Below are 25,917 nucleotides of genomic sequence, written 5' to 3' on the forward strand. Positions count from 1 at the left end.
GACCCTTGTGCAATGACCTATGAAGTCATACGTTAAGCGCCACGTCCAGAGCCTGTGGACCGATTTCCGCACGTCCCCACCTCGCACAGGAGCTCACCGATGGCGCAAGCAGCGACGCCCGGACAGCAGACCCGGTCGGCGGTGACCGCCCCAGCCATCCGCCTCGAGGCGGTGCGCAAGTCCTTCGGCGAGGTGGACGCGGTGCGCGGGGTGGACCTCGACATCGCCGACGGCGAGTTCTTCTCGATGCTCGGCCCGTCCGGCTCGGGCAAGACCACGGTGCTGCGGATGATCGCCGGGTTCGAGGCGCCGACCGGCGGCCGGATCGTGCTCGACGGCCAGGACGTCACCCGCGTGCCGCCGTTCGACCGCGACGTGAACACGGTCTTCCAGGACTACGCGCTCTTCCCGCACATGACCCTGGAGCAGAACGTCGCGTACGGGCTGCGGGTCAAGGGCGTGGGCCGCGCGGAGCGGCACCGGCGCGCCAACGAGGCGCTCGAGCGGGTGCAGCTGCCCGGCTTCGGCGCGCGCCGCCCGTCCCAGCTCTCCGGTGGGCAGCGCCAGCGTGTGGCCCTTGCCCGCGCCCTCGTCAACGAGCCCAAGGTGCTCCTGCTCGACGAGCCGCTCGGCGCGCTCGACCTCAAGCTGCGCCAGCAGATGCAGGTCGAGCTCAAGGCGATCCAGCGCGACGTCGGCATCACCTTCGTCTTCGTCACCCACGACCAGGAGGAGGCGCTGACCATGAGCGACCGGATCGCCGTGTTCAACAACGGCCTGGTCGAGCAGGTCGGCACCGCCACGGAGGTCTACGAGCAGCCGAAGACCCCGTTCGTGGCCGGGTTCGTCGGCACCACGAACCTCGTCGACGGGTCCGCGGCCGAGATCCTGTTCGGCCAGCGGGGCACCTGGAGCATCCGCCCGGAACGGGTGCGCGTGGTCGACCGGTCCACGGGGGCCGGCCCGACCGAGCGCAGCGTCGACGGCACCGTGCGCGAGGTGGTCTACCTCGGCTCGGCCATCCGGCTGCTCGTGGACACCCCGGCCGGCACCTCCCTGGTGGCCACCCAGCCCAACCTGGCCACCGCACACACCCAGCTCGACGACTGGCTGGGCCGCCCGGTCCGCCTCGTCTGGCACCAGGACCACGCCCACCGCGTCGGCGCGGCCTGAGCCCTCCCGTCACCACCCGGAACACCTTGGAGGTCACCATGTTCAAGCCCCGACCGCTCGCGGCGGCCGTCGCCGCCGTCGGTGCGCTCGCGCTGGCGGCGTGCGGCTCGTCCACCAGTGGTGGCAGCAGCGCCGGCGGATCCACCCGTCAGCCCCCGCCCAAGGTCGCCATGGCCCAGAAGGTCGGGCCCGGCGAGGGCCAGCTCAACGTCGTGGCGTGGGCGGGCTACGCCGAGGACGGCTCCAACGACCCGACCCAGGACTGGGTGCACCCGTTCGAGAAGGCCACCGGGTGCCAGGTCAACGTCAAGGTCGCCAACACCTCCGACGAGATGGTCACCCTGATGCACACCGGCGACTACGACGTGGTCTCCGCCTCCGGTGACGCCACGCTGCGGATGATCTACTCCGGCGACGTGGCCCCGGTGAACACCGCGCTGGTGCCCAACTACGCGACGATCTTCCCGTTCCTCAAGGACCGCGACTGGAACTCGGTCGAGGTCAACGGCAAGCGCCAGATGTACGGCATCCCGCACGGCTGGGGCGCCAACCTGCTCATGTGGAACGAGGGCGTCGTCAAGACCCCGCCGACCTCGTGGGGCGCGGTCTTCGACCCGAAGTCGCCGTACAAGGGCAAGATCACGGCCTACGACTCGCCGATCTACATCGCCGACGCGGCGCTCTACCTCATGAAGACCAAGCCCGACCTGGGGATCAAGAACCCGTTCGCGCTGGACGACAAGCAGTTCAAGGCCGCAGTCGACCTGCTCAAGGCCCAGCGCCCGCTCATCGGGGAGTACTGGGCCGACTACACCAAGGAGGTCCAGGCCTTCGAGTCCGGCACCTCGGTGATCGGCACGACCTGGCAGGTCATCACGAACCTCGTCCAGTCCGACAAGAAGGTCAAGGTCAAGGCGATCGTGCCGACCGAGAACTCCACCGGCTGGTCGGACACGTGGATGGTCTCCTCGAAGTCCAAGCACCCGAACTGCTCCTACCAGTGGATGAACTACATCGTCTCGCCCAAGGTCAACGCCCAGGTCGCGTCGTGGTTCGGTGAGGCGCCGGCGCAGTCCGGGGCGTGCACGCAGCCGGGCATGCAGGAGCAGTGCGCGACGTACCACGCCGCGGACAAGGCCTACTCGGACAACATCTACTACTGGACCACGCCGACGAAGGCCTGCCTGGATGGGCGCACCAACGTGACCTGCGTCGACTACAGCAAGTGGACCCAGGCCTGGACCGAGATCAAGGGCTGACCGTATGCCGGGTCGTTCCGTCTCCCGCGTGCTCCACCAGCACCCGCGGCTCCGGCTGGGAGGGCTGCTCTCCCTGCCGGGGCTGTGGCTGGTGGTCGCCTACCTCGGGTCGCTCGCGGCCATGTTCGTCACCGCGGTCTGGACGACCGACACGTTCACCGGCGAGATCATCCGGCAGTTCACGTGGGAGAACTTCCAGACCCTGCTGTCGGACTCCGTCTACCGCACCGTCGCGCTGCGCAGCCTGGGCGTGGCGGCGGCCGTGACGGTGGTCGACGCGCTCATCGCGCTGCCGATCGCGTTCTACATGGCCAAGGTCGCCGGGTCGCGTGCCCGTCAGGTGATGGTCGTCGCCATCCTGACCCCGCTGTGGGCCAGCTACCTGGTCAAGGCGTACTCGTGGCGGATCATGCTCGGCGACAACGGAGCGATCAACTGGGCGCTGGGGCCGTTCGGGATCCACGGACCCGGCTACGGGTTGGTCGCGACCGTGCTGACCCTGGCCTACCTGTGGCTGCCGTTCATGATCCTGCCGGTCTACGCCGGGCTGGAGCGCGTGCCCGACTCCCTGCTGGAGGCCTCGAGCGACCTCGGGGCGTCGTCCACGAGGACGTTCCGCTCGATCGTCATGCCGCTGCTGTTCCCGGCCCTGGTGGCCGGGTCGATCTTCACGTTCTCGCTGAGCCTGGGTGACTACATCACGGTCAAGATCGTCGGCGGCGCCACCCAGCTGTTCGCCAACGTCATCTACGACAACATCGTGACCGCCAACAACCTGCCGTTCGCCGCCGCCGCGGCCACGTTCCCGGTGCTGGCCATGGTCATCTACCTGCTGCTCGTCCGGCGCACCGGCGCCCTGGACAACCTGTGAGGAGCGCCCCGTGATCCTGTCCACCCGCGCCAAGTTCCTGCTGCGGGTCGCCGTGGTGCTCGGGCTCGCCGTGATCTACGTGCCGCTGCTCGTGGTGCTGGTCAACAGCTTCAACACCTCCCGCACCTTCGGCTGGCCGCCCTCGGGGTTCACGCTGGAGTGGTGGCAGCGGGCCGCGGCCAGCGAGGGCGTGCTCAACGCGGTGGCCACCAGCGTCAAGGCGGGTCTCGGTGCCACCGCCATCGCCCTCGTCCTCGGGACGATGGCGGCGTTCGCCGTCCAGCGGTTCCGCTTCTTCGGGCGCGAGTCGGTGTCGTTCCTGGTGCTGCTGCCGATCGCGCTGCCGGGCATCGTCACCGGCATCGCGCTGAACAATGCCTTCCGGTCCCTGCTCGGCGGGCTCAGCCTGATGACGGTGATCATCGGCCACGCGACGTTCTGCATCGTCGTGGTCTACAACAACGTCCTCGCCCGGCTCCGCCGCAGTGGCACGTCGCTGGAGGAGGCCTCGGCCGACCTGGGGGCGGGCCTCGGCCAGACGTTCCGGCTGGTCACCCTGCCGGTGATCCGCTCGGCGCTGTTCGCCGGCGGCCTGCTGGCGTTCGCGCTGTCCTTCGACGAGATCATCGTGACCACGTTCACCGCCAGTCCGGGGGTGCAGACCCTGCCGCTGTGGATCTTCGGCAACCTGTTCCGCCCCAACCAGGCGCCCGTGGTCAACGTCGTGGCGGCGGTGCTCATCGTCGTCTCGTTCGTGCCGGTCTACCTCGTGCAGCGCATCGGCGGCGGCGAGAGCGCCGGCGGCCGCATCTGACGAACCCACGTCTTCGACCGAACACCGCTTGGCCCGCGTTTCGGCCCCGATCGGGGCCGGGTTCGCGGGTCAACGCGTGTCCGGTGCCGCAGCCGGCGGTATGCCGGGTGGTGGGCTAGCGCACCCGCCACCCCTTCGCCGGTGGCGGGGGAGGGGACATCCCGGGGTCGGCGTCGGTGAACGGGCGGGCGGCCTGCACCATCCGCGCCAGCTCGGCCGCCCCGCGCACGCCGGCCGGGAACGGCATCCGGCGAACCCGGCGGAGCAGCTCGTCCTCATCGAGCGGTGCGCGTCCGGCGACCAGCACCGTGTTGCCGAACCGCCGGCCCTTGAGCACCTCCACGCTGGCGACCAGGGCCAGGTGCGGCAAGCTCGGCCGGGCCGCGGCGGCCACCCGGGCGACGTAGCGCAGCCCGGGCTCGTCGGCGAGGTTGGCCAGCAGCAGCCCGCCGGGCTTGAGCACGCGGGCCACCCCGGCCAGGAACTCGCTCGTGGTGAGCTCGGCGGGGACCCGGCCCGCGGCATACGCGTCGAGGACCACCACGTCCGCGCTGGCGTCGGCGAGCTGCCCGACGCCGGTGCGACCGTCCAGCGGGCGCACCCGGATGCGGTGCCTGCGGGGCAGTGGCAGCTCGCGGCGCACGGCCTCGGTGAGTGTGGTGTGCGGCTCGAGCACGATCTGCGGGGAGCTGGGGCGCTCGGCGTTGACCCAGCGCGCCAGGGTCATCCCGCCGCCGCCGATGTGGGTCACGCCGAGCGGTCCGGGCGGCAGCGTCTGCAGCACGCACGCGAAGTACTGCACGTAGTCGAAGACCAGGTGGGTCGGGTCGCCCGGGTCGACGTGCGACTGCGGGGTGTCGCCGAGCATGACCGTCACGCCGCCGCGCCCGTCGTCGTCCGGGACGAACCCGACCTCCTCGGCACTCAACTACGGACGCAGCATCGTCTTGATGGCGCGGCGCTCGTGCATCGCGGCGTAGCCCTCGGCGACCTCGGACAGCGGGATCTCGAGGTCGAACACGAGGCCGGGGTTGATCGCGCCGGAGAGCACGTCGTCGCGCAGCTGCGGGAGGTACTCGCGCACCGGGGCGATGCCACCGGCGAGGCCGACGTTGCGCACGAACATGTCGCGCAGCGGCAGCTCGATGCCGTGCGGCACCCCGACGTAGCCGACGGTCGCGCCGGGGCGGGCCACGGCGATCGCGGTCTTCATCGCCTGGTCCGTGCCGACGCACTCCAGCACCGCGTCCGCGCCGACGCCCTTGGTCAGCTCGAGCGCGGCCGCGATGCCCTCCTCGCCGCGCTCGGCGATGACGTCGGTGGCGCCGAACTCGCGGGCGATGGTCTGGCGGGCGGCGTGCCGCGACATGGCGACGACGCGGGCGGCACCCATGCGGTGCGCGGCGAGGACGCCGGAGAGGCCGACAGCGCCGTCACCCACGACGACGACGGTGTCGCCCTCGGAGACCTGCGCGGCGACCGCGGCGTGCCAGCCGGTGCCCATGACGTCGGACAGGCTCAGCAGCGAGGCGACCAGCGACTCGTCCGGGACCTCGGGGGTCGCGACGAGCGTGCCGTCGGCCAGCGGGACGCGGACGATCTCGCCCTGCCCGCCGTCGACGAGGCCGCCGTCGTGGTCGTGCCCGCCCCAGAACCCGCCGGTCGAGCAGGCGGACTGGATGCCGTTCTGGCAGTGCGGGCACGTGTTGTCGGAGTACATGAACGGCGCGATGACGAAGTCCCCCGGCTTGACCGAGGAGACGGATGAGCCGACCTCCTCGACGATGCCGACGAACTCGTGGCCGATCCGCGAGCCCTCGGTGATCGGGTTCTCGCCGCGGTAGGGCCACAGGTCGGAGCCGCAGATGCACGAGGCGGTGACGCGCACGATGGCGTCGGTCGGCGCGAGCAGGGTCGGCTCGGGCACGTCGGAGAGTCGGATGTCGAACGGGGCGTGGATCGTCGTGGCCTTCACAACCCGACAGCATCCGTGGCGAGGCGGACCCGATGCAAATGCGACGATGCGCGCATGCCTCCTCGTCGTCGCATCGCGCCCACCGCCGGACTGCAGGCGCTGCAGGTATGGCGCGCCGACCCGTCCGCGGCCGACCGCACCACCGTGGCCACCGCAGTCCGGTTCACCCTCGAGGAGCTGGCCGCCCGCGCACCGGGACGGACGCTGGAGGTCCGCGTCCCGCCATACGGCGCGGTGCAGTGCATCGAGGGGCCGACCCACACCCGGGGCACGCCGCCGAACGTCATCGAGACCGACGCGCCGACCTGGCTGGCCCTGGTGACCGGCGAGCTGGGCTGGGCCGACGCGGAGGCGGGAGGCAGCGTCCGGGCCAGCGGCCAGCGGGCGGACCTGTCCGGGCTGCTCCCACTGATAAGCAAAAGTTGAATGGTTGATAACCTCGGCTTATGCATCGTCGTCTCGCCGCCATCCCGCTTGCCCTGACCTCCGTCCTCGCCCTCGCCGCGTGTGGCTCGGGCAGCAGCGCGAAGACCGACACGGCGAGCGGCCTGGCCAAGGCCGGCGTCATCACGACCTGCACCCACCTGCCCTACCCGCCGTTCCAGTCCGAGCAGGGCGGCAAGGTCGTCGGGTTCGACGTCGACGTGGTCGACCGGGCGGCGAAGGACCTCGGGGTCAAGCAGGCCTTCCTCGACACCCCGTTCGAGAACTTCAAGACCGGCGCGTTCCTCAACACCCGGCAGTGCGACGTGGCCGCCGCGGGCATCACGATCACCGACGAGCGCAAGAAGAACGTCGACTTCTCCGAGCCGTACTTCGACGCCACGCAGGCGCTGCTGGTCAAGAAGGGCAGCAGCATCGCGAACCTCGCCGGCGCCAAGGGGCACAAGATCGGCGCCCAGACCCAGACCACGGGTGAGGAGTTCGCGACGAAGCAGGGGCTGGACCCGGTCTCGTTCGAGTCCAGCGACGCGCTGCTCAACGGCCTGCGCACCGGCCAGGTCGAGGCCGTCATCACCGACTACCCGGTCGTCGCCGGCTGGCTGAAGAAGCCCGACCTGGCCGCCGAGTTCGAGGTCAAGGACAACCTCAACACCAGCGAGCAGTACGGGATCATGGTCCGCAAGGGCAACACCAAGCTCGTCGCCGCGCTGAACAAGGCGATCGCGGAGATGAAGGCCGACGGGTCCTACAAGGCCAGCTACGAGAAGTGGATCGGCCCCTACGTCCCGGCCACAACGGCCACTTCGGCCACGAAGTAGCCGGTCGTGGCGCTCTCACCCCGCCAGCGACGACGGTGGTCGCGCGGCGCGCAGTATGCCGTGTTCGTCGCCGTGGTCGTGCTGGTCGCGGTCAAGGCCGACTGGGCGCAGCTGCAGAACCAGTTCGCCCAGGGCGACCTGGCCGGCCAGCTGTTCCCGGACATCATCACCGTCGCGCTGCGCAACACCGTCGTCTACACCCTCGCCGGGTTCGTCGTCGGCCTGGCGCTCGGCGTGGCCATCGCGCTGATGCGGCTCTCGTCGGTCGGGCCCTACCGGTGGTTCGCCACGGTCTACGTCGAGCTGTTCCGGGGGCTGCCGGCCGTCATCGTCTTCATCCTCATCGGCGTGGCCATCCCGCTGGCGTTCCCCACGGCCGTCATCCCCGGCGGGACCACCGGCAAGGTGGCGCTGGCGCTGGGACTCGTGGCCGCGGCATACATGGCCGAGACGATCCGTGCCGGCATCCAGGCGGTGCCGCGCGGGCAGGTGGAGGCGGCGCGCTCGCTCGGCTTCAGCCACGCGAAGGCGATGCGCTCGATCGTCATCCCGCAGGCGTTCCGCATCGTCATCCCGCCGATGGCCAACGAGCTCGTCCTGCTGTTCAAGGACTCCTCGCTGGTGCTGTTCTTCGGCGTGACCATCGCCGAGCGCGAGCTGACCGCGTTCGGGCGCAACCTGGCCAGCGAGAGCGCCAACTCGACGCCGATCCTGGTGAGCGGGCTGTGCTACCTGCTGCTGACCATCCCGCTGGGCTTCCTCGCCCGGTGGCTCGAGGCGAGGGGAGCCCGGTCCCGATGAGCACCGACACGACACCGGAGATCAGGCTCGCCGGCCTGCGCAAGAGCTTCGGCGACCTCGAGGTGCTGCGCGGCATCGACCTCGAGGTCACCAAGGGTCAGGTGGTCTGCGTCATCGGGCCGAGCGGGTCGGGCAAGTCCACGCTGCTGCGCTGCGTCAACCTGCTCGAGCAGCCGAGCGCCGGCACGGTCACGGTCGGCGGAGTCGAGCTGACCGACCCGGACGCCGACCTCGACCGGGAGCGGCGGCGGATCGGCATGGTGTTCCAGCAGTTCAACCTCTTCGGGCACCTGTCGGTGCTCGACAACGTCGCCCTGCCGCAGCGGCGGGTCCTCGGCACCGACAGGGCCACCGCCGAGCGGGTCGCTCGCGACAACCTGGCGCGGGTGGGCCTGGCGGACAAGGCGAGCGCCTTCCCCGCCCAGCTCTCCGGGGGCCAGCAGCAACGGGCGGCCATCGCCCGCGCCCTGGCGATGGGGCCGGAGGTGATGCTCTTCGACGAGCCGACGTCGGCGCTCGACCCGGAGCTGGTCGGCGACGTGCTGGCGGTCATGCGCTCGCTGGCCGAGGAGGGCATGACGATGCTGGTCGTCACCCACGAGATGAGCTTCGCCCGCGAGGTCGCCGACCGGGTGGTGTTCATGGACGGCGGCCACGTGGTCGAGGACGGCCCGGCGCGCCAGGTGATCGGGGACCCCCGGCACGAGCGCACCCGCGGGTTCCTGGCCCGCGTGCTCGACCCGGCTGCCGCCCCTCTGGAGGCCGGGGCAGACTGAGCCGCATGCGATTCGGCCTGACCATCCTGCCCGAGCACCGCTGGAGCGACGCCGCGCCGATGTGGCGGCAGGCCGACGAGTGGGGCTTCGACCACGCCTGGACCTATGACCACCTCACGTGGGCGGGGCTGCCGGACGAGCCGTGGTTCGGCACCACGCCGACGCTGACCGCGGCGGCGATGGTCACCGAGCGGGTCCGGCTGGGCACGTTCGTGGCCTCGCCGAACTACCGCCACCCGGTGACGTTCATGCGCGACCTGCTCGCCCTCGACGACGTCTCCGGCGGGCGGGTCATCGCCGGCCTGGGCACCGGCGGTGACCTCGACTCGCGCCTCCTCGGCGACCCGGGGCTGAGCGTGAGGCAGCGGGTCGACCGGTTCGAGGAGTTCGTGACCCTGCTCGACCGGGTGCTGACCGAGGACCACGTCGACCACGACGGGGAGTTCTTCCGGGCGCAGGACGCCCGCACGCTGCCCGGGTGCGTGCAGCAGCCGCGGATCCCGTTCGTCATGGCCGCCAACGGCCCGCGCTCACTGCGGCTGGCGGCGCGGTTCGGCGCCGGGTGGGTCACCACCGGCCCGAAGGTGGACGCGCTGGAGGAGTGGTTCACCGCCGTGGGTGCCCTCTCGGAGCGGCTCACGCAGACCCTGGCCGACGCCGGACGCGACGGCGAGGGCTTCGAGCGCTACCTCAACCTCGACTCCTCGCCGCAGTTCTCGATGGAGAGCGTCGGTGCGTTCGAGGACCTGGTCGGGCGGGCGGCCGAGCTCGGCTTCACCGACGTGATCAGCCACTGGCCGCGGCCCGAGGGCGTGTATGCCGGTCGGCGTGAGGTCCTGGAGCAGGTCGCCACCGAGGTCGTCCCCCGCCTCCGCGCCGACCTGCCCTGACGTCACCTTCACTCACCCGCCGAGAGGGACGTTTCTCGGGGTTGGGGACGCCCCAAACCCCGAGAAACGTCCCTCTCGGCGGGAGGAAACGGCGGTCGCGTCAGGCGAAGGGGAACAGCGCGATCGGGGGTGTGGTCGGACTCGTGGAGCCACCGGCGGGCTCCACCGTGATGCCGGCCCCGACCGCCTGGGCGGCGTCGCCGTCGAGCACCATGCTCACCTGCTTCTGGCTGCCCTCGGGCATGAGGCCGGCCCTGACCATGGTCCCGTCCTTGTGCTGGAGCCACACCTCGTAGACGTGGCCGGCCGGTGCGGCGGGCATGTTGTCGGCGATGATGACCGCCTTGCCCAGGCTCGGGGAGCGCACGATGGTCGCGCGGGCCCCGCCGAGGGTCTTGCCGAAACGCTGGGCGTCGGCGGATGCCAGGACACGCTGGGTGAGGTCGAGCGGCGTGCTGGACTGCTGCCACGGCTGCCACACCACGGCCAGGGCGAGCAGGGCCGCGGCGGCGACCCCGATCAGCCACCGGGCCGGCGTGGCGAGGCGGCGGGTCCGCCGTTGGGCGAGCTCGTCGGGGGCGGCGGAGGCAGCCGGGGCGTCCGGCGCCGGGTTGACCGGCTCCTTGGCCTCGGACACCGGCGCCTCGGGCGCCGGCACCACCACCACGGCGGGCTCGGCGAGCTGGAGGGCACCCTCGGGCCTGTCGACGACCGGCGGCAGGGGCCGCACGGAGGAGATGTCCCGCAGCACGGCGGCGCGCAGGGATGGCGGAGGGGTGACCTCGGTCAGGCCGGCGAGCTCGCCGGCCGCGGCGCGCAGGGTCGCGACCTCGTCGCGGCACTGGCTGCACACCGCGAGGTGCTGCTCGAACGCGACCCGCTCCTCGCCCTCGACCGCGTCGACGGCGTAGGCGCCGGACAGGCCGTGGATGTCGTCGTTCATGACTCGAGTCCTAGCGTGTCGCGCAGACGGATCAGGCCATCGCGGATGCGGGTCTTGGCCGTGCCGACAGGTAGTTCCAGCATGGCTGCCACCTCCCGATGTGTGTAGCCCCCGAAGTAGGCCAGCTCGAGCGCCCCGCGCTGGGCCTCGGTGAGCGTGTCCAGTGCCCGGCGCACCCGTTGGGCGTCCAGGCGGCGATGAGCCTCCTCGCTCGTGGCGTCGTAGGCCGGGGACTGGTTCCGGGCCTCGTACGCCGCGTCGCGTCGTCCCGCCGCCTCGGCCGACCGGACCCGGTCGACCGCCTTCCGGTGGGCGATGGTGAGCATCCAGGACAGGGCCGACCCGCGGTCGGCATCGAACCGGGCGCTCATCCGCCAGATCTCCAGGAACACGTCCTGGGTGACCTCCTCGGCCTGCGCGCGGTCGCGGACCACGCGCAGGACGAGGCCGAACAGGCGGGAGGAGGTCGCGTCATACAGCCGGGTGAAGGCCTGCTCGTCCCCGAGCGAGCAGCCCTTGAGCAGCTCCGCGAGCTCGGTGGGCCGGGCGTCGCCCGGGCCGCCGGAGGGCACACCCGTCCCCCCGAGCGACGGATCGACCGGAGGGACCAGTGCCATGCGGACCATGATGCTCTACCCGGGCAAATCCGCTCAGGCCTTGGGGACCAGGACGTTGTCGATGATGTAGACGGTGGCGTTGGCCGTCGGCACGTTGCCGCAGATGACCTTGGCGTTGCCGTCCACGGTGAAGTCCTGCCCGGAGCCGGCCACGGTGATCGATCCGCCGCCGAGGGTCTTGTGGGTGCCCGCGAGCTGCTCGGGGGTGAGCTTGCCGGCCACGACGTGGTTGGTCAGCACCTTGGTCAGCAGGCCCTTGGGGTCGGCCATCGCCTTGTTGAGGGTGGCCTTGTCGAGCTTGCCGAAGGCGTCGTTGGTCGGGGCGAAGACGGTGATGCCCTGGGCCGAGTTCAGCGTGTCGACCAGGCCGGCCTGCTTGACCGCGGTGACCAGGGTGGACAGCAGCGGGTTGTTGCTCGCGGCGGTGGCGACCGGGTCGGTGGCCATGCCGTTGAAGCTGCCCTTGCCGTCCTTCGGCACCGCCGAGCAGCTGGCGCCGAAGACCATGGCCGAGGCGTCGCTGGACGACGACATCGTGTCCGAGGGGCTCGAGGTCATCGAGTCGGAGGACGTCGAGGACGAGGAGCTGCTGGCAGCGTCGGTGCCGCTGTTGCCACAGGCTGCCAGGCCGAGCGGGAGGGCGAGGGCGAGGCCGGCGATGGCGCCGGCGTGACGGATCTTCATGACGAGGTCTCCTTGAGGCTGGTGTCCTGCTTGCACCGGTAGTTCGGTGCTGACCTGCGGTTGGATTGGTTTGATTCGCAAGAGTTTTCAGCGATCTGGTCGTGCTCAGCCGACCAGGACGATGACTTCCTGGATGCCGCTGGAACCGCTCGGGAACGGCGTGGCACGCTGGTCGGTCTGCACCGCACCGGTGCGGTCGACGGCGCGGGCGCGCAGCTGGTGACGGCCGGAGGTGGCCTTCCACGGCAGGTACCACTGGCGCCAGTAGTCGAGGCCCACGTCGGGGCCGAGGGTGGCCTTCTGCCACGGGCCGCCGTCGATGCTGACCTCGACCCCGGCGACCCCGCGGTGCTGCGCCCAGGCGACGCCGCCGATGGCGGTGGTGCCGGCCTGGATGGTCGACAGCGGTCGCGGGGCGTCGATGCGGGCCGAGGTCTTGATCGGTGCGTCGGTCGCCCACTTGCGGCGGGTCCAGTACGCCTGGTCCTTCGCATACGTGGTGGCCGTCAGCGTCGTCAGCCACTTGGTGGCACCGACGAAGCCGTACAGCCCCGGGGTGACGAGCCGGGCCGGGAAGCCGTGCTTGTCCGGCAGCGGCTTGCCGTTCATCCCGACCGCCACGAGCGCGTCGCGGCCGTCGCGGACGACCTTCATCGGGGTGCCGATGGTGAACCCGTCGACCGCGGTGCTCAGCAGCTGGTCCGCGTCGGCGTGGACGCCGGCCCGCTCGAGCAGGTCGGCCAGGCGCACGCCGAGCCAGCGGGCCGCCCCGACGTAGCCGCCGCCGACCTCGTTGCTGACGCACGTCATGGTGATGTCGCGCTCGATGAGGGGCATCGCGAGCAGGTCGCGGTAGCTGAAGGTCAGCTCGTGGTCGACCATCCCGGTGATGCGCAGCCGCCAGCGGTCGGCGCTCACCCGGGGCACGACGAGGTTGGTGTCGACCCGGTAGAACGCGGCGTTGGAGGTGCGCAGGGGCGAGATGCCGTCGACCCTGGCCTCGAGCCCGGCGGGGAAGGCGGGTGCGGGGTCGCGCGGCGCGGGCAGGGTGGTGACCCCGGTGTCGCCGGAGGAGGCCAGCTTCTGGCCCAGGGTTGCGACGCCGACGGCACCCACCGCCACCCCGGTCGCGCCGAGGAGGAAGCTGCGCCGGCTGTCGCCGGCCGTGGGGTATGCCGTGAGGGCCAGTCCGGCGCGGCGCGCACCGCCGGCGATGAGCCGGAAGAGCAGCGCGAGCACCCCCAGCCCGACCACCGCGGCGGTCGCGCCCGGGAGCGCGTCCGCCGGGGCGGCCACGGGACGGGTCAGGGCGGCGGCGGTGGCCAGGGCGGCAAGCACCACGACGAAGGTCACGGCGACGGCGGGACGGCGCCGGCCCAGCACGCCCGCCGCCGCCGCGAGCAGGAGGGTCACGAGGGTGACGCTGCCCAGCAGGATCGGCTTGTCGTTGGTCCCGAAGTGGGCGACCGCCCACTCCTTGACCGGGGTGGGGGTCGCGTCGATGACGGTCGAGCCGACCGCCAGCACCGGTGAGGCCGCCGGGTTGGTGAGGCCGGCCACCAGGTGCCCGGCCGCGATACCCGCCACGGCGGCGAGCACGCCGGTGACGGCGTGGCGCCACGAGGCGCTGACTGCGGTGCGGATCCCCATGCCTGGTCTTCGGTGCCCGGCCCCGTCCGGATGGGTCCGGACCCGATCGCCTACCGTGGGAGGCGTGAGCGAACCGTCCCGCCGCCGTGCGCGCCGCGCGCCCAAGATCGGCCCGTTCCTGCTGACCGGCGGCCTGCTCGGACTGGCCGCCGGGCTGGTCATCAGCGCGGTCGGGCCGGCCACCGACCGTTACGGGGCGATGGGCGAGCTGGGCTTCCTCGGCCTGGGTTGCGCCGCGCTGGGCGTGCTGCTCGGCGGGATCGTCTTCGTCCTGCTCGACCGACGCGCCTGAGCTCCCGGACCGCTGTGCGAGACTGAGCCCGTGGCACGCGGTGACGGGCACTTGTCCCACGACCTCCTCCCCGGCGAAAAGGGCCCGCAGGACGCCTGCGGCGTCTTCGGTGTCTGGGCGCCCGGCGAGGACGTCGCCAAGCTGACCTACTTCGGGCTCTACGCGCTGCAGCACCGCGGGCAGGAGTCGGCCGGCATCGCGACCAGCGACGGCAAGCGCGTGCTGGTCTACAAGGACATGGGCCTGGTCTCCCAGGTCTTCGACGAGACGAGCCTCGGGTCCCTCAAGGGGCACCTCGCGGTCGGGCACTGCCGCTACTCCACCACCGGCGGCAGCACGTGGGAGAACGCCCAGCCGACTCTCGGCGGCACCGACCAGGGCACGGTGGCGCTGGCCCACAACGGCAACCTCATCAACTCCGCCGAGCTGCGCGACCTGCTGCAGGAGCGCAGCGGGCAGGGCTTCTCCGGCCACCTCGGCGGCGAGCTGCGCCGGGGCAACACCACCGACACCGCGCTCGTCACCGCCCTGCTCACCGACGACCCCGACCGCAGCCTGGAGGCGGCCGCGCTGGACGTCCTGCCGCGCCTGCGCGGTGCGTTCTGCTTCGTCTTCATGGACGAGCAGACGCTGTATGCCGCCCGCGACCCCCAGGGCATCCGCCCCCTCGTCCTCGGCCGCCTCGAGCGCGGCTGGGTGGTCGCCTCCGAGACCGCGGCGCTCGACATCGTCGGCGCCAGCGTGATCCGCGAGGTCGAGCCCGGCGAGCTGATCACCATCGACGCCGAGGGTCTGCGCTCGCGCCGGTTCGCCGAGCCCGAGCCCAAGGGCTGCGTCTTCGAGTACGTCTACCTGGCCCGCCCGGACACCACGATCAACGGCCGCGGCGTGCACGAGGCCCGGGTCGAGATGGGCCGGCAGCTGGCCCGGGAGCACCCGGTCGAGGCCGACATGGTCATGCCCACGCCCGAGTCCGGCACGCCGGCGGCGATCGGCTACGCCCAGGAGTCCGGCATCCCCTACGGCCAGGGCCTGGTCAAGAACTCCTACGTCGGGCGCACCTTCATCGCGCCGAGCCAGACGATCCGCCAGCTCGGCATCCGGCTCAAGCTCAACCCGCTGCGCGAGGTCATCCGTGGCAAGCGCCTGGTCGTCGTCGACGACTCGATCGTGCGCGGCAACACCCAGCGGGCGCTGGTGCGGATGCTGCGCGAGGCCGGCGCCGCCGAGGTGCACGTGCGCATCTCCAGCCCGCCGGTGCGCTGGCCCTGCTTCTACGGCATCGACTTCGCCACCCGGGCCGAGCTCATCGCCACCGGTCTCGGCGTCGAGGAGATCCGCGCCAGCATCGGCGCCGACAGCCTCGGCTACATCAGCGAGGACGGGATGATCGGCGCCACGGACCAGCCCCGCGAGCGGCTGTGCACGGCCTGCTTCACCGGGGTCTACCCCGTGGAGCTGCCCTCTCAGGACCGCCTCGGCAAGGGCCTGCTGGAGCTGGAGCTGCCCATCGCGACCGGGCAGGTCGAGGCCTCCGACGCCGGCACGGTCGACGTCGAGGGCGTCAGCACCGGCGTCGGCGGCGGCGCCTCCGACTCCCTGTCCCGCCCCTGACCGGCACGACCCGACCGCACCCGGCCACACGGCATACCGGAGGACCGATCCCGTCATGACCACCCCGAGCACCCCCATCACCTACGCCGGGGCCGGCGTCGACGTCGAGGCCGGCGACAAGGCGGTCGAGCTGATGAAGGCCTCGGTCCGGCGGGCGCAGCGCCCGGAGGTGCTCGGCGGCCTCGGCGGCTTCGCCGGGATGTTCGACGCGTCGGCGCTCAAGGGCATGGCCCGGCCGGTGCTCGCCACCTCCACCGACGGCGTCGGCACCAAGGTCGCCATCGCCCAGCGGATGGACAAGCACGACACGATCGGCTTCGACCTGGTCGGCATGGTCGTCGACGACATCGTCGTGTGCGGGGCCGAGCCGCTGTTCATGACCGACTACATCGCCACCGGCCGGGTGGTCCCCGAGCGGATCGCGGCCATCGTCTCCGGCATCGCCGCCGCCTGCGAGGTGGCGGGCACCGCCCTGGTCGGCGGCGAGACCGCGGAGCACCCCGGCCTGCTCGGGCCGGAGGAGTACGACGTGGCCGGCGCCGCGACCGGGGTCGTGGAGCACGACGACGTGCTGGGCCCGCAGCGGGTCCGGGCCGGCGACGCCGTCGTCGCGCTGGCCTCCTCGGGCCTGCACTCCAACGGCTACTCGCTGGTGCGCGCGGTCTTCGACCGGGCGGGCTGGGCGCTGGACCGCCACGTCGAGGAGCTCAGCCGCACCCTCGGCGAGGAGCTGCTCGAGCCCACCCGCGTCTACGCCCGCGACCTGCTCGCCCTGATCCGCACCCCGGGGCTGGACGTGCACGCCCTGAGCCACGTCACCGGCGGCGGCCTGGCGGCCAACCTGGCCCGGGTGCTGCCGCAGGGCACCTTCGCCCGGCTGGACCGCGGCTCGTGGACGCCGCCGGCGGTCTTCACGCTGGTACAGCAGCTCGGACAGGTGCCGGTTGCCGACGTGGAGCGCACGCTCAACATGGGCGTCGGCTTCGTGGCGGTGCTGCCGGCGGAGCAGGCCGACCTCGCCGTGCGCACGGCGCAGGCGTCCGGCCTGCCGGCCTGGGTGCTCGGCGAGGTCAGCGACCGCGCGACCGCGGTGGTGCAGGACGGCGTCGAGGTCGTCCACGGGGCCAAGGGCGTCGACGGTGGCGCGGTCCAGGTCGTGGGGACGCACCCGGCCTGACCGCGCGAGGGGCAGGCGGCAGGACGCGCGGCCGCGCCGTGGTGAGGTGCGCGTCGGCGACGGGCGCCGCGGCGGCGGCCTCACGGCATACCGGCTCGACGCGGGGTGCCCGAGGGGGCTCACGGCGCGCGGCCGTCAGCCACCGCTGCGCACCACCCCCAGGGGCAGTGCACATGACAAGGTGCCGTCACCGCTCTCGCGGCAGCAGCACCCGGTGGAAGGGTGAGGGTGATGACCTGCCCGTCCGGGGACGGGACTGACGGCGCCGCGCCCCGGAGGGCGCGGCGCATGAGGTCAGCGTTGGCCTGACGCCCACTTCCCGTAGTCGTCGTCGTAGTCCTCGCCGTCGTCGACGTCGGAGCTGCGCTCCGGCTCGGTGTACGACGATCCGTGCAGTTCTCGCTCAAGCGCGCTCAAGTCAGTGTCGGGGGAGAAGTACTTCAGCTCCCGAGCGACCTTCGTCTGCTTGGCTTTGGCCCGGCCGCGCCCCATGGCGTCGACCCCCTCATGCGTCTGCCGGGACGGCATCGCTCGGTCGAGCCCACTGGCCAGCGGGTTCGACTCCACGGAGCGGTCCCGGGAATCTCGTATTTCGTGGTGGTAACGCTACAGGAGCAATGCAAATTCGCGCTGCCCGGTGGAGGGTGTGCCGTCCCACTTCGTGGCCGGATCGTGCTCCGCCGGCGCCAGATCCGTGCGGGTCCGGCGCCGGCGGTGTGGCAGATGTCCGAAAGGTGGGGCTCAGCGACCGCTCGGCAGCCAGATCCGGGACGGGTTGCCGACGGTCGCCATGCGCCGCTCGGCGATCCGGTCGGCGGCCACGGCCGGGGAGGTGCCCTCCTGCTCGGCCATCCGCAGCACCGAGGCGGTCGCCTCGAAGATGCCGGTGGCGCGCTGCTTGGCCCGCTCGAAGTTGAAGCCGTGCAGCTCGTCGCTGACCTGGATGACGCCGCCGGCGTTGACCAGGAAGTCGGGGGCGTAGGTGATGCCGCGCTTGAGCATCCGGTCGGCGCTGCCGCCGGGGCCCTCGGTGACGAGCTGGTTGTTGGCCGCGCCGCAGACGATCTGGGCGGACAGGACGTCGACGGTCAGGTCGTCGAGGGCGCCGCCGAGCGCGCACGGGGCGTAGATGTCGATGTCGGAGCGGACGAGGGACTCCACGTCGTCGACCACGTCGACCTGCGGGTGGAGCACGCGCAGCGCCTCCAGGGCGGCCGGGTTGACGTCGGTGGAGACCACGTGGGCGCCGTCCTCGAGCAGGTGGCCGGTGAGGATGCGCCCGACCTTGCCCACGCCGGCGACGCCGACCGTGCGGCCGTGCAGGCTGGGGGTGCCCCACACGTGCTGGGCGCTGGCGCGCATGCCCTGGAAGACACCCCAGGCGGTGAGCACCGAGGAGTCGCCGGCGCCGCCGTTGGCCTCGCTGCGGCCGGTCGCGAAGCGGGTCTCCTTGCCGACGACGTCCATGTCGGCCACGTAGGTGCCCACGTCGCAGGCGGTGACGTAGCGCCCGCCGAGGCTCTCGACGAAGCGGCCGTAGGCCCGCAGCAGCGCCTCGGTCTTGTCCTTCGCGGGGTCACCGATGATGACCGCCTTGCCGCCGCCGAGGTCCAGGCCGGCCACGGCGTTCTTGTAGGCCATCCCCCGGGACAGGCGCAGCACGTCGGCGAGTGCGTCCTCCTCGCTGGCGTAGGGGTAGAACCGGGTGCCGCCGAGCGCCGGGCCGAGCGCGGTGCTGTAGATGCCGATGATGGCGCGCAGGCCGGTAGCCTTGTCGTGGCAGAACACGACCTGCTCGTGGCGGTCCTCGGCGTGGTCGGGCGAGGGCGGTACGACGGGTGACGCGGTCACGGTGGTGACTCCTCGGGGTCGGATGGGACGCGCGGGTCTCGCGGCGGAAATCAGCCTATTCCGCTTCCTGTCACGGCGGAGTAACTAGTTCTTTTGGGGCATCAGATATGACACGTCTTGATTGTTCCCAAGTCGTCACCAATGTCCGAAACTGATGGTGTGCCCCTGCTCAGAGGGGTGCCCCAGTCCAGAGGAGACGACCATGACCGCGAGACACCTCGACGCCGAGAACTTGCTGACTCCGGCTGAGGTTGCTGCGCTCTTCCGCGTCGACCCCAAGACCGTGACGCGCTGGGCCAAGGCCGGCAAGCTGAACTCGATCCGGACTCTTGGCGGCCACCGGCGTTACCGCGAGTCCGAGGTCCGTGCCCTGCTCGAGCGCGCCAACATGGCGGCCGAGCACCAGCCCGGCGTCGCCTGAGCCAGCACCCGGCAGTGCCGGGGCCTTGACATCAAGTTCGCTTTAACTTCGAGCATGGGCTCTACCACCGACCAGGAGGAGAGCCCATGCCTGTCGCCGTCATCACCGGCGCATCCCGCGGCCTCGGCCGCGCCACGGCCACCGCGCTGAGCCGCCTCGGCTGGAGCGTCGTCGTCGACGCCCGGTCCGCCGCCGACCTCGCCGCCCTGGAGCGGGAGCTGCCCGGCGGCACGCTGACCGCCCTCGCCGGCGACGTCACCGACCCCGGCCACCGTGCAGCGCTGGCCGCCGCGGTCGAGGCTCAAGGCCGGCTCGACCTGCTGGTCAACAACGCCAGCCTGCTCGGGCCCAGCCCGCAGCCGCCGCTGGCGAGCTACCCCCTCGACGTGCTCGCCCGCGTGTACGCCGTGGACGTCCTCGCCCCGCTGGCCCTGACCCAGCTGCTCCTGCCGGCCCTGACGGCGAGCCGGGGGGCGCTCGTCAACGTCAGCTCGGACGCGGCGGTGGAGGCCTACGAGGGCTGGGGCGGCTACGGCTCGGCCAAGGCGGCGCTCGACCACCTCAGCGCGGTGCTCGCTGCCGAGCGGCCCGACCTCGCGGTCTACGCCTTCGACCCCGGCGACATGCGTACGACCATGCACCAGGAGGCCTTCCCGGGCGAGGACATCAGCGACCGGCCCGAGCCCGAGACGGTCGTGCCGGCGCTGTTGCGCCTGGTCACCGAGCGCCCGCCGAGCGGGCGCTACCGCGCGGTCGAGCTGCTCACCGGCGTCACGGCGGTGACGGCGTGAGCCTGGCGGCCGAGCCCGAGCTGGTCTTCAGCGTGCCGGAGGGGGCTCTGGCCACCGAGCCGCCGGAGGCGCGCGGGCTGCGCCGTGACGAGGTGCGCCTGCTGGTCGCTGACGGCTGCGGACTCAGCCATGCGCGCTTCCACGACCTGGGCCGGTTCCTGCGCGCCGGGGACGTGCTGGTGGTCAACACCTCGGCGACGTTGCCGGCGGCGCTGCCGGCGCGGCGCGGCCTGGTCGAGATCACGGTGCACTTCGCGGCCGAGCCGCAGGTCGGGACGTGGCTGGTCGAGCTGCGGCCCGGTCCCCGGGCGGACGGCCCGCTGCGTGACGGGCGAGAGGGCGAGCGCCTCGACCTGCCGGACGGTGGCGTGCTGCGGCTGCTGGCGCCCTACCCCGACCCGCTGGCCGAACAGCCCCGGATCTGGCGGGCCAGGGTGAGCCTGCCGCTGCCCACCGACGAGTTCCTCGTCGCCCACGGGGCGCCGATCGCGTACGCCTACGTGCCGGGCGCCTGGCCGATCTCGGCCTACCAGACGGTGTTCGCCCGCGACCCCGGCAGCGCCGAGATGCCCAGCGCGGGCCGGCCGTTCAGCGCCGAGCTCGTCTCGGACCTCGTCGCGGCGGGGGTGCTCATCGCCCCGGTCACGCTGCACACCGGGGTCTCCTCGCTGGAGCCGGGCGAGGGCCCGCTGCCCGAGCGGTATGCCGTGCCCGAGGGCTCTGCGGCGCTGGTCAACCTCGCCCGCGCCAGGGGTGGCCGGGTCGTCGCCGTGGGCACCACCGCCACCCGGGCGCTGGAGACCGTCGCCGCGCCGGACGGCACCGTGGCGGCGGGCGCGGGCTGGACCGACCTCGTGCTCGGGCCGGACCGGCCGGCGCGCGCCGTCGACGGGGTCGTCAGCGGTTGGCACCAGCCGGGCGCCTCGCACCTGCTGCTGCTCGAGGCGGTCGCCGGGCCGGACGTGGTGCGCCGGGCGTATGCCGAGGCGGTGCGGGAGCGCTACCTGTGGCACGAGTTCGGCGACAGCGCCCTGCTCCTGAGCGAGGGCGCCTGCGGCGAGCTCGGCTCCTGACCCGGCACACCGCTCTGATCCACCGAACACGCGAAATCCGTCGTTTCGGGCCCGATCACGGCCCGAAACGACGGATTCGCGGTGTTCGGTCGAGGGGCAGGTGGGCTCAGTGTGCCGCCTTCAGGCGCCTTCGTTCGACCACGCTCGTCCCGGTCACGACGCTCATCGGGGGGACGTCCTTCGCGACGACGGCGCCCGCGCCGACGACCGAGCCGTGCCCGATGGTCACACCGGGCGTGATCGTGGCTGCGGCGCCGATCCACACGTCGTCCTCGATGACGATGGGGGCGTGCGTGATGAAGTCGTACCGCTCGTCGGGGTCGACCGGGTGGCCGGCGGTGCTCAGGGTCACCCGGGGACCGATCAGGACACGGTCACCGATGGTGATGCCTCCGAAGTCGAGGAAGAAGCACCCCTGGTTGATGAACACGCGCTCCCCGAACGACGCCCCGAGCCCGTAGTCGCAGTAGAACGGCGGCAGGATCGACAGCGAGTCAGGAAGCGTCGAGCCGAAGATCTCGGCGAGCAGCTCCCTGCGTGCGTCGAGGTCGTCGAACGGCAGCGCGTTGAGGCGCGAGGTCAGGGTCATGACCAGCTGCACGCGTTCAGCAAAGGCTCGTGACTTGGGTGTCCGGGTTCGCAGGCGTTGCTCGTGGCGCACGAGGTTGATGCTGGCATGCCCTCACGTTGACGGCGGACAGGCGCGGACCTAGTTTCGAGATGACAACCCCTTCCATCATGCCGAGCGCGCGGCGCGGGGAGGATCCATGGTTGATGCACGGGGGCTCGCCGGGCAGCTGCGGACCGTCCTTGGCGACGCCGCCGTCATCACCGACCGACAGCGGCTGCGCACCTACGAGTGCGACGGGCTGGCGCAGTACAAGGTCACGCCTGCCCTCGTGGTGCTGCCCAGGACGACCGGGCAGGTGGCCGCCGTGGTGCGTGCCTGCGCCGCCGCCGGGGTGCCGTTCGTGGCCCGCGGGTCCGGCACGGGGCTCTCTGGCGGGGCCCTGCCACACGCCGACGGTGTCCTCATCGTCACCTCGACGATGCGCTCGGTCCTCGACCTCGACATCGTCAACCAGCGGGCCGTCGTCGAGCCCGGTGTCATCAACCTGCACCTGAGCCGGGAGGCGTTGCCGCACGGCTACTACTACGCGCCGGACCCCTCCAGCCAGCAGGTCTGCTCGATCGGCGGCAACGTGGCGGAGAACTCCGGCGGCGCGCACTGCCTCAAGTACGGGTTCACCACCAACCACGTCACCGGCCTCGAGCTGGTGACCCCCGCCGGTGACGTGGTGCAGGTCGGTGGCAAGGCGCCCGACGCTCCCGGCTACGACCTGCTCGGCGCGCTGGTCGGCTCCGAGGGCACCCTCGGCATCGCCACGAAGGTGACGGTCCGGCTGACCCGGTCGCCGGAGGCGGTGAGCACGCTGCTGGCAGCCTTCCCCGACACGGACCGGGCGGGCGCTGCCGTCTCGGCGATCATCGCCGCCGGCGTCGTCCCGGCCGCGATCGAGATGATGGACGCCCTGGCGATCGAGGCGGCCGAGGCCGCGGTGCACTGCGGCTACCCCCCGGGCGCGGGCGCCGTGCTCATCGTCGAGCTCGACGGACCCGGCGCGGACGTGGAGCACGAGTTCGCCGAGGCCGAGCGGCTCTGCCGCGCCAGCGGCGCCACCGAGGTCCGGGTCGCTGCCGACGACGCCGAGCGGGCGCTGTTCTGGAAGGGGCGCAAGTCGGCCTTCGCCGCGGTGGGCCGGATCAGCCCCGGCTACATCGTCCAGGACGGGGTCGTCCCGCGGACCGCGCTGCCGCAGGTGCTGCGGCGGATCGCGCAGCTGTCCGCCGACACCGGCATCCGGGTGGCCAACGTCTTCCACGCCGGCGACGGCAACCTGCACCCGCTCGTCCTCTTCGACGACGCCGTGCCTGGGGAGTCCGCGCGCGCCGAGGAGGTCTCCGGCGCCATCCTCGACCTGTGCCTCGAGCACGGCGGGTCGATCACCGGTGAGCACGGGGTCGGCGCCGACAAGGCCCGCTACATGCCGCGGATGTTCGACGCGGACGACCTCGACACGATGCAGCTGGTCCGCTGCGCGTTCGACCCGCAGTCGATCTCCAACCCGGGCAAGGTCTTCCCCACGCCCCGGCTGTGCGGCGAACGACCGGGCCGGCATCAGGGCACACACCCCCTGGCCGAGGCCGGGGTGGCGGAGGTCTTCTGATGGGCGACGTCGTCCTGCAGGAGCTGCGCCTCGCCACGGACGACCACGCCGCCGCGGCCGGTCCGGCCGACACCGTCGACGGTATGCCGGCCCGCTGGGTCGCCAGCCCCGGCAGCACCGCGGAGACGAGCGCCGTGATGCGGGTTGCCGCCGTCCACGACCTCGCGGTCGTGGTGCGCGGCGCCGGCAACAGGCTGACCTGGGGCGCTCCGCCCGAGCGCTGCGACCTCCTCGTTGACAGCACGCGGATGGACGCCGTGGTCGAGCACGCCTCGGGTGACCTCGTCGTCGTGGTGCAGGCCGGCTGCCGACTCGACGTGCTGCAGCAGCGGCTGGCGGGAGCCGGCCAGTGGCTCGCGGTCGACCCGCCGCGGCCGGGCACCGTCGGCGGCACCGTCGCGGCGGCGCTGAGCGGCCCGACCCGGTTGGCGCACGGCGCGGTCCGCGACCTCGTGATCGGAATGACGATGGTCCGCGCCGACGGAGTCGTCGCGCACTCCGGCGGCAAGGTCGTCAAGAACGTCGCCGGCTACGACGTCGGCAAGCTGCTCACTGGCTCGTACGGCACCCTGGGCGTCATCACCGAGGTCGCGTTCCGGCTGCACCCGCTGCCGAAGGCGCGCTCCTGGGTGAGCCTGCCCCGGCACTCGGCGGCGGCCGTCCACGAGGCGCTCCAACGGGTGGTCCACTCCCAGCTGGTGCCCGGCGCCGTGGAGCTCGACCGCGCGGCGGACGGCTCCGCGACCCTGACCGTCCAGCTCGAGGGCGTCGCGCCAGGTGTCCTGGCCCGGACCGCCGCCGCCCTGGAGCTGCTGGGGCCCTCGGCCACCGCCGGCAGCCGGCCACCCGGGTGGTGGGGCATCCAGCCGGCCGGCACGGGTGAGGTGCTGCTCAAGGTCACCCACGAGCTCGCCGGCCTGCCGCACCTGCTCACCGCCCTGGACGCCGCGGCGGCTCGGCACCGCCTCGCGGCCCACGTCCGCGGCAGCGTCGCCGTCGGCTCCGTGCTGGTCGGCCTGCGCGCTGCCGAGGGCGGCAACCGCGTCGGGCCGGCCGCGTTGGGACCCGATGAGGTCGCCGGCCTCGTGGCCGACCTGCGGCAGCGCGCCGCGTCGTTCGGCGGGAGCGTGGTGGTGCTGGACGGCCCACGCGTGGTCAAGGAGTCGCTCGACGTCTGGGGCCCGGTCGGCGCGATCGACCTGATGCGCAGCGTCAAGCACCGCTTCGACCCCGCACGGCTGCTGGCGCCGGGCCGCTTCGTGGGAGGGATCTGAGATGACCCGGCAGCCCGACCGTCCCGGCCAGGTCTCGTCCACCGCCGGCACGCCCGGCACCGACGGGCCGCTGAGGGTCGACCCGCTGCAGCCCGGCGGGCCGGCGTTCGACGACCACAACCCGCCCTCCGCAGAGCTCGTCGCCGACTGCGTCCACTGCGGCTTCTGCCTGCCGTCCTGCCCCACCTACGTGTTGTGGGGCGAGGAGATGGACTCGCCCCGCGGCCGCATCTACCTCATGGGCGAGGGTCTCCAGGGAGAGCCGCTGACCCCCTCGATGGTCGGCCACTTCGACGCCTGCCTGGGCTGCATGGCCTGCGTGACGGCCTGCCCGTCCGGGGTGCAGTACGACAAGCTCATTGAGGCCACCCGCGCCCAGGTGGAGCGCCGGTTCGAGCGGCCCGCCCGCGACCGCGCCCTGCGCCGGGCGATCTTCGCCGTCTTCCCCCGTCCCCGCCGACTGCACCTGCTGCGCGGACCGCTGCGGCTCTACCAGGCCAGCGGACTCAGCCGGTGGCTGCGCAGGACCGGTGTGCTGCAACGCCTCTCGCCGACCCTGGCGGCCATGGAGTCCCTGGCCCCGCCTTTGGGGCCAGCCGAGCGGGTCCCGGCGCACACACCCGCCCTGGGCCGGCGGCGCGGCACCGTCGGCCTGCTCCTCGGCTGCGTGCAGCGCGAGCTCTTCCCCGGCGTCAACGCCGCGACCGCCCGCGTCCTCGCCGCCGAGGGATTCGAGGTGGTCGCGCCCGCGAGCCAGGGCTGCTGCGGCGCGCTGTCGGCCCACGCCGGCAGGGAGGCGGAGGCGCAGCGCTTCGCCCGTTCCCTCATCGACAGCTTCGAGCGGAGCGGCGTCGAGCACGTGGTCGTCAACGCCGCCCGCTGCGGCTCGACGATGAAGGAGTATGCCGACCTGCTGGCGGACGACCGGCGCTACGCCGGGCGGGCCCGAGCCTTCGTGGCCCGGGTCCGCGACGTCTCGGAGATCCTCGCCGAGGCGGGGACCGTGGCACCGCGTCACCCGCTGCCCGTGGCGGTCGCCTACCACGACGCCTGCCACCTCGCGCACGCCCAGGGGGTCCGGGCGCAGCCGCGCGAGCTGCTGCGCGCGATACCGGGGCTGGAGCTGCGCGAGGTGCCCGAGGGCGAGCTGTGCTGTGGGTCGGCGGGCATCTGGAACCTGCTCAACCCGGTGCCGGCGCGCGAGCTCGGCGACCGCAAGGCCGCCAACGTCCGGGGCACCGGCGCCGAGCTGCTCGTGACCGCCAACCCCGGCTGCCTCATGCAGGTGGCCTCCGCGTTCGAGCGCAGGGGCCACCGCATGGCCCTCGCCCACACGGTCGAGGTGCTCGACGCCTCGATCCGCGGCCTCGGCGTCGACCACCTCGGCGTCACCACCTCGACCGGACGCACGAAACGGCCCGAATCCCCCTCCTCCGAGGGCTGATTCGGGCCGTTTCGTGCGTCCGGTGGGCTCAGAGACG

The 25,917-nt window shown here is 72.5% G+C and carries 27 protein-coding genes; 18 read left to right on the forward strand and 9 right to left on the reverse strand.

Features of this window, described 5'->3' with window-relative positions; translation table 11 throughout:
- Nucleotides 1-99: 99 nt before the first annotated feature.
- Genes FB474_RS20240 through FB474_RS20255 form a run of 4 tightly spaced genes read left to right on the forward strand, consistent with a single transcriptional unit; the run spans nucleotide 100 to nucleotide 4,117 of the window.
- Nucleotides 100-1,173 (forward strand): ABC transporter ATP-binding protein, encoded by a 1,074-nt coding sequence (locus FB474_RS20240; protein WP_221632717.1) that lies wholly within the window; start codon nucleotides 100-102, stop codon nucleotides 1,171-1,173.
- Nucleotides 1,174-1,211: 38 nt separating this feature from the next.
- A complete protein-coding gene (locus FB474_RS20245; protein ID WP_141790668.1) occupies nucleotides 1,212-2,432 on the forward strand; it encodes an ABC transporter substrate-binding protein in 1,221 nt (406 codons plus the stop codon).
- Between the two features lie 28 nt (nucleotides 2,433-2,460).
- Nucleotides 2,461-3,303, forward strand: coding sequence for an ABC transporter permease (locus FB474_RS20250; protein WP_246092748.1), 843 nt, complete (start codon nucleotides 2,461-2,463; stop codon nucleotides 3,301-3,303).
- 10 nt (nucleotides 3,304-3,313) lie between these two features.
- Nucleotides 3,314-4,117 carry an ABC transporter permease gene (locus FB474_RS20255; RefSeq protein ID WP_141790670.1) on the forward strand — a complete coding sequence of 268 codons (804 nt, stop codon included), beginning with the start codon at nucleotides 3,314-3,316 and terminating at the stop codon, nucleotides 4,115-4,117.
- A gap of 115 nt (nucleotides 4,118-4,232) precedes the next feature.
- Here FB474_RS20255 and FB474_RS20260 read toward each other — a convergent pair whose 3' ends face one another.
- Nucleotides 4,233-5,045, reverse strand: a complete 813-nt coding sequence (locus FB474_RS20260) for a spermidine synthase (protein ID WP_246092750.1) — start codon at nucleotides 5,043-5,045, stop codon at nucleotides 4,233-4,235.
- A complete protein-coding gene (locus tag FB474_RS20265; protein WP_141790671.1) occupies nucleotides 5,046-6,092 on the reverse strand; it encodes a zinc-dependent alcohol dehydrogenase family protein in 1,047 nt (348 codons plus the stop codon).
- A gap of 54 nt (nucleotides 6,093-6,146) precedes the next feature.
- Between FB474_RS20265 and FB474_RS20270 the strand changes: the two genes are divergently transcribed.
- Genes FB474_RS20270 through FB474_RS20290 form a run of 5 tightly spaced genes read left to right on the forward strand, consistent with a single transcriptional unit; the run spans nucleotide 6,147 to nucleotide 9,821 of the window.
- The gene (locus FB474_RS20270) at nucleotides 6,147-6,518 is read left to right on the forward strand and encodes a sterol carrier family protein (protein WP_141790672.1); all 372 of its coding nucleotides are present in this window, start codon (nucleotides 6,147-6,149) and stop codon (nucleotides 6,516-6,518) included.
- Between the two features lie 20 nt (nucleotides 6,519-6,538).
- Nucleotides 6,539-7,354: a transporter substrate-binding domain-containing protein gene (locus FB474_RS20275; RefSeq protein ID WP_141790673.1), complete on the forward strand. Its 816-nt coding sequence runs from the start codon at nucleotides 6,539-6,541 to the stop codon at nucleotides 7,352-7,354.
- A gap of 6 nt (nucleotides 7,355-7,360) precedes the next feature.
- On the forward strand, nucleotides 7,361-8,155 hold the full coding sequence (locus FB474_RS20280; protein WP_141790674.1) for an amino acid ABC transporter permease: 795 nt from the start codon (nucleotides 7,361-7,363) through the stop codon (nucleotides 8,153-8,155).
- Nucleotides 8,152-8,931 carry an amino acid ABC transporter ATP-binding protein gene (locus FB474_RS20285; RefSeq protein WP_141790675.1) on the forward strand — a complete coding sequence of 260 codons (780 nt, stop codon included), beginning with the start codon at nucleotides 8,152-8,154 and terminating at the stop codon, nucleotides 8,929-8,931. Before FB474_RS20280 ends, FB474_RS20285 begins: the two co-directional genes overlap by 4 nt.
- A gap of 5 nt (nucleotides 8,932-8,936) precedes the next feature.
- Nucleotides 8,937-9,821: an LLM class flavin-dependent oxidoreductase gene (locus tag FB474_RS20290; protein ID WP_141790676.1), complete on the forward strand. Its 885-nt coding sequence runs from the start codon at nucleotides 8,937-8,939 to the stop codon at nucleotides 9,819-9,821.
- A 100-nt stretch (nucleotides 9,822-9,921) separates the two neighbouring features.
- Here the strand turns inward: FB474_RS20290 and FB474_RS20295 are convergent, their stop codons facing one another.
- The 4 genes from FB474_RS20295 to FB474_RS20310 form a co-directional block, all read right to left on the reverse strand.
- Complete coding sequence (locus FB474_RS20295) at nucleotides 9,922-10,764, reverse strand: anti-sigma factor (protein WP_141790677.1); 843 nt, start codon at nucleotides 10,762-10,764, stop codon at nucleotides 9,922-9,924.
- On the reverse strand, nucleotides 10,761-11,390 hold the full coding sequence (gene sigK / locus FB474_RS20300; RefSeq protein ID WP_141790678.1) for an ECF RNA polymerase sigma factor SigK: 630 nt from the start codon (nucleotides 11,388-11,390) through the stop codon (nucleotides 10,761-10,763). Before sigK ends, FB474_RS20295 begins: the two co-directional genes overlap by 4 nt.
- A gap of 24 nt (nucleotides 11,391-11,414) precedes the next feature.
- A complete protein-coding gene (locus tag FB474_RS20305) occupies nucleotides 11,415-12,065 on the reverse strand; it encodes a fasciclin domain-containing protein (protein ID WP_141790679.1) in 651 nt (216 codons plus the stop codon).
- 105 nt (nucleotides 12,066-12,170) lie between these two features.
- Nucleotides 12,171-13,715, reverse strand: coding sequence for a molybdopterin-dependent oxidoreductase (locus FB474_RS20310; RefSeq protein WP_141790680.1), 1,545 nt, complete (start codon nucleotides 13,713-13,715; stop codon nucleotides 12,171-12,173).
- A 64-nt stretch (nucleotides 13,716-13,779) separates the two neighbouring features.
- On the opposite strand from FB474_RS20310, the gene FB474_RS20315 reads away from it, so the two are divergent.
- The 3 genes from FB474_RS20315 to purM are packed head-to-tail and all read left to right on the forward strand — an operon-like array spanning nucleotide 13,780 to nucleotide 16,798.
- Nucleotides 13,780-14,007, forward strand: coding sequence for a hypothetical protein (locus FB474_RS20315; protein ID WP_141790681.1), 228 nt, complete (start codon nucleotides 13,780-13,782; stop codon nucleotides 14,005-14,007).
- A 30-nt stretch (nucleotides 14,008-14,037) separates the two neighbouring features.
- Nucleotides 14,038-15,621, forward strand: coding sequence for an amidophosphoribosyltransferase (purF, locus tag FB474_RS20320; protein WP_141790682.1), 1,584 nt, complete (start codon nucleotides 14,038-14,040; stop codon nucleotides 15,619-15,621).
- A gap of 55 nt (nucleotides 15,622-15,676) precedes the next feature.
- Nucleotides 15,677-16,798, forward strand: coding sequence for a phosphoribosylformylglycinamidine cyclo-ligase (gene purM, locus FB474_RS20325; protein WP_141790683.1), 1,122 nt, complete (start codon nucleotides 15,677-15,679; stop codon nucleotides 16,796-16,798).
- 294 nt (nucleotides 16,799-17,092) lie between these two features.
- Here the strand turns inward: purM and FB474_RS20330 are convergent, their stop codons facing one another.
- Together FB474_RS20330 and FB474_RS20335 are read right to left on the reverse strand one after the other, a co-directional pair.
- Nucleotides 17,093-17,290 (reverse strand): DUF3073 domain-containing protein, encoded by a 198-nt coding sequence (locus tag FB474_RS20330; protein ID WP_141790715.1) that lies wholly within the window; start codon nucleotides 17,288-17,290, stop codon nucleotides 17,093-17,095.
- 249 nt (nucleotides 17,291-17,539) lie between these two features.
- A complete protein-coding gene (locus FB474_RS20335) occupies nucleotides 17,540-18,649 on the reverse strand; it encodes a Glu/Leu/Phe/Val dehydrogenase dimerization domain-containing protein (RefSeq protein WP_141790684.1) in 1,110 nt (369 codons plus the stop codon).
- A gap of 202 nt (nucleotides 18,650-18,851) precedes the next feature.
- Between FB474_RS20335 and FB474_RS20340 the strand changes: the two genes are divergently transcribed.
- The 3 genes from FB474_RS20340 to FB474_RS20350 all read left to right on the forward strand — a co-directional run bounded on the left by FB474_RS20340 (nucleotide 18,852) and on the right by FB474_RS20350 (nucleotide 20,934).
- Entirely contained in the window at nucleotides 18,852-19,070 is a 219-nt protein-coding gene (locus FB474_RS20340; protein ID WP_141790685.1) for a BldC family transcriptional regulator, read from the forward strand.
- A gap of 86 nt (nucleotides 19,071-19,156) precedes the next feature.
- Nucleotides 19,157-19,861, forward strand: a complete 705-nt coding sequence (locus FB474_RS20345; RefSeq protein ID WP_141790686.1) for an SDR family NAD(P)-dependent oxidoreductase — start codon at nucleotides 19,157-19,159, stop codon at nucleotides 19,859-19,861.
- Entirely contained in the window at nucleotides 19,858-20,934 is a 1,077-nt protein-coding gene (locus FB474_RS20350; RefSeq protein WP_221632719.1) for an S-adenosylmethionine:tRNA ribosyltransferase-isomerase, read from the forward strand. Before FB474_RS20345 ends, FB474_RS20350 begins: the two co-directional genes overlap by 4 nt.
- Nucleotides 20,935-21,040: 106 nt before the next feature.
- On the opposite strand, the gene FB474_RS21390 is transcribed toward FB474_RS20350, so the two are convergent.
- Nucleotides 21,041-21,535 carry a sugar O-acetyltransferase gene (locus FB474_RS21390; RefSeq protein WP_281286380.1) on the reverse strand — a complete coding sequence of 165 codons (495 nt, stop codon included), beginning with the start codon at nucleotides 21,533-21,535 and terminating at the stop codon, nucleotides 21,041-21,043.
- A 166-nt stretch (nucleotides 21,536-21,701) separates the two neighbouring features.
- Between FB474_RS21390 and FB474_RS20360 the strand changes: the two genes are divergently transcribed.
- The 3 genes from FB474_RS20360 to FB474_RS20370 are packed head-to-tail and all read left to right on the forward strand — an operon-like array spanning nucleotide 21,702 to nucleotide 25,880.
- Nucleotides 21,702-23,162, forward strand: a complete 1,461-nt coding sequence (locus tag FB474_RS20360) for an FAD-linked oxidase C-terminal domain-containing protein (protein WP_141790688.1) — start codon at nucleotides 21,702-21,704, stop codon at nucleotides 23,160-23,162.
- Nucleotides 23,162-24,436, forward strand: a complete 1,275-nt coding sequence (locus FB474_RS20365) for an FAD-binding oxidoreductase (RefSeq protein ID WP_141790689.1) — start codon at nucleotides 23,162-23,164, stop codon at nucleotides 24,434-24,436. The genes FB474_RS20360 and FB474_RS20365 overlap by 1 nt, the downstream gene beginning before the upstream one ends.
- 1 nt (nucleotide 24,437) lies before the next feature.
- Nucleotides 24,438-25,880: a (Fe-S)-binding protein gene (locus FB474_RS20370; protein ID WP_141790690.1), complete on the forward strand. Its 1,443-nt coding sequence runs from the start codon at nucleotides 24,438-24,440 to the stop codon at nucleotides 25,878-25,880.
- The last annotated feature ends 37 nt before the right edge of the window (nucleotides 25,881-25,917 follow it).

Source organism: Oryzihumus leptocrescens, assembly GCF_006716205.1.
GTDB lineage: Bacteria > Actinomycetota > Actinomycetes > Actinomycetales > Dermatophilaceae > Oryzihumus > Oryzihumus leptocrescens.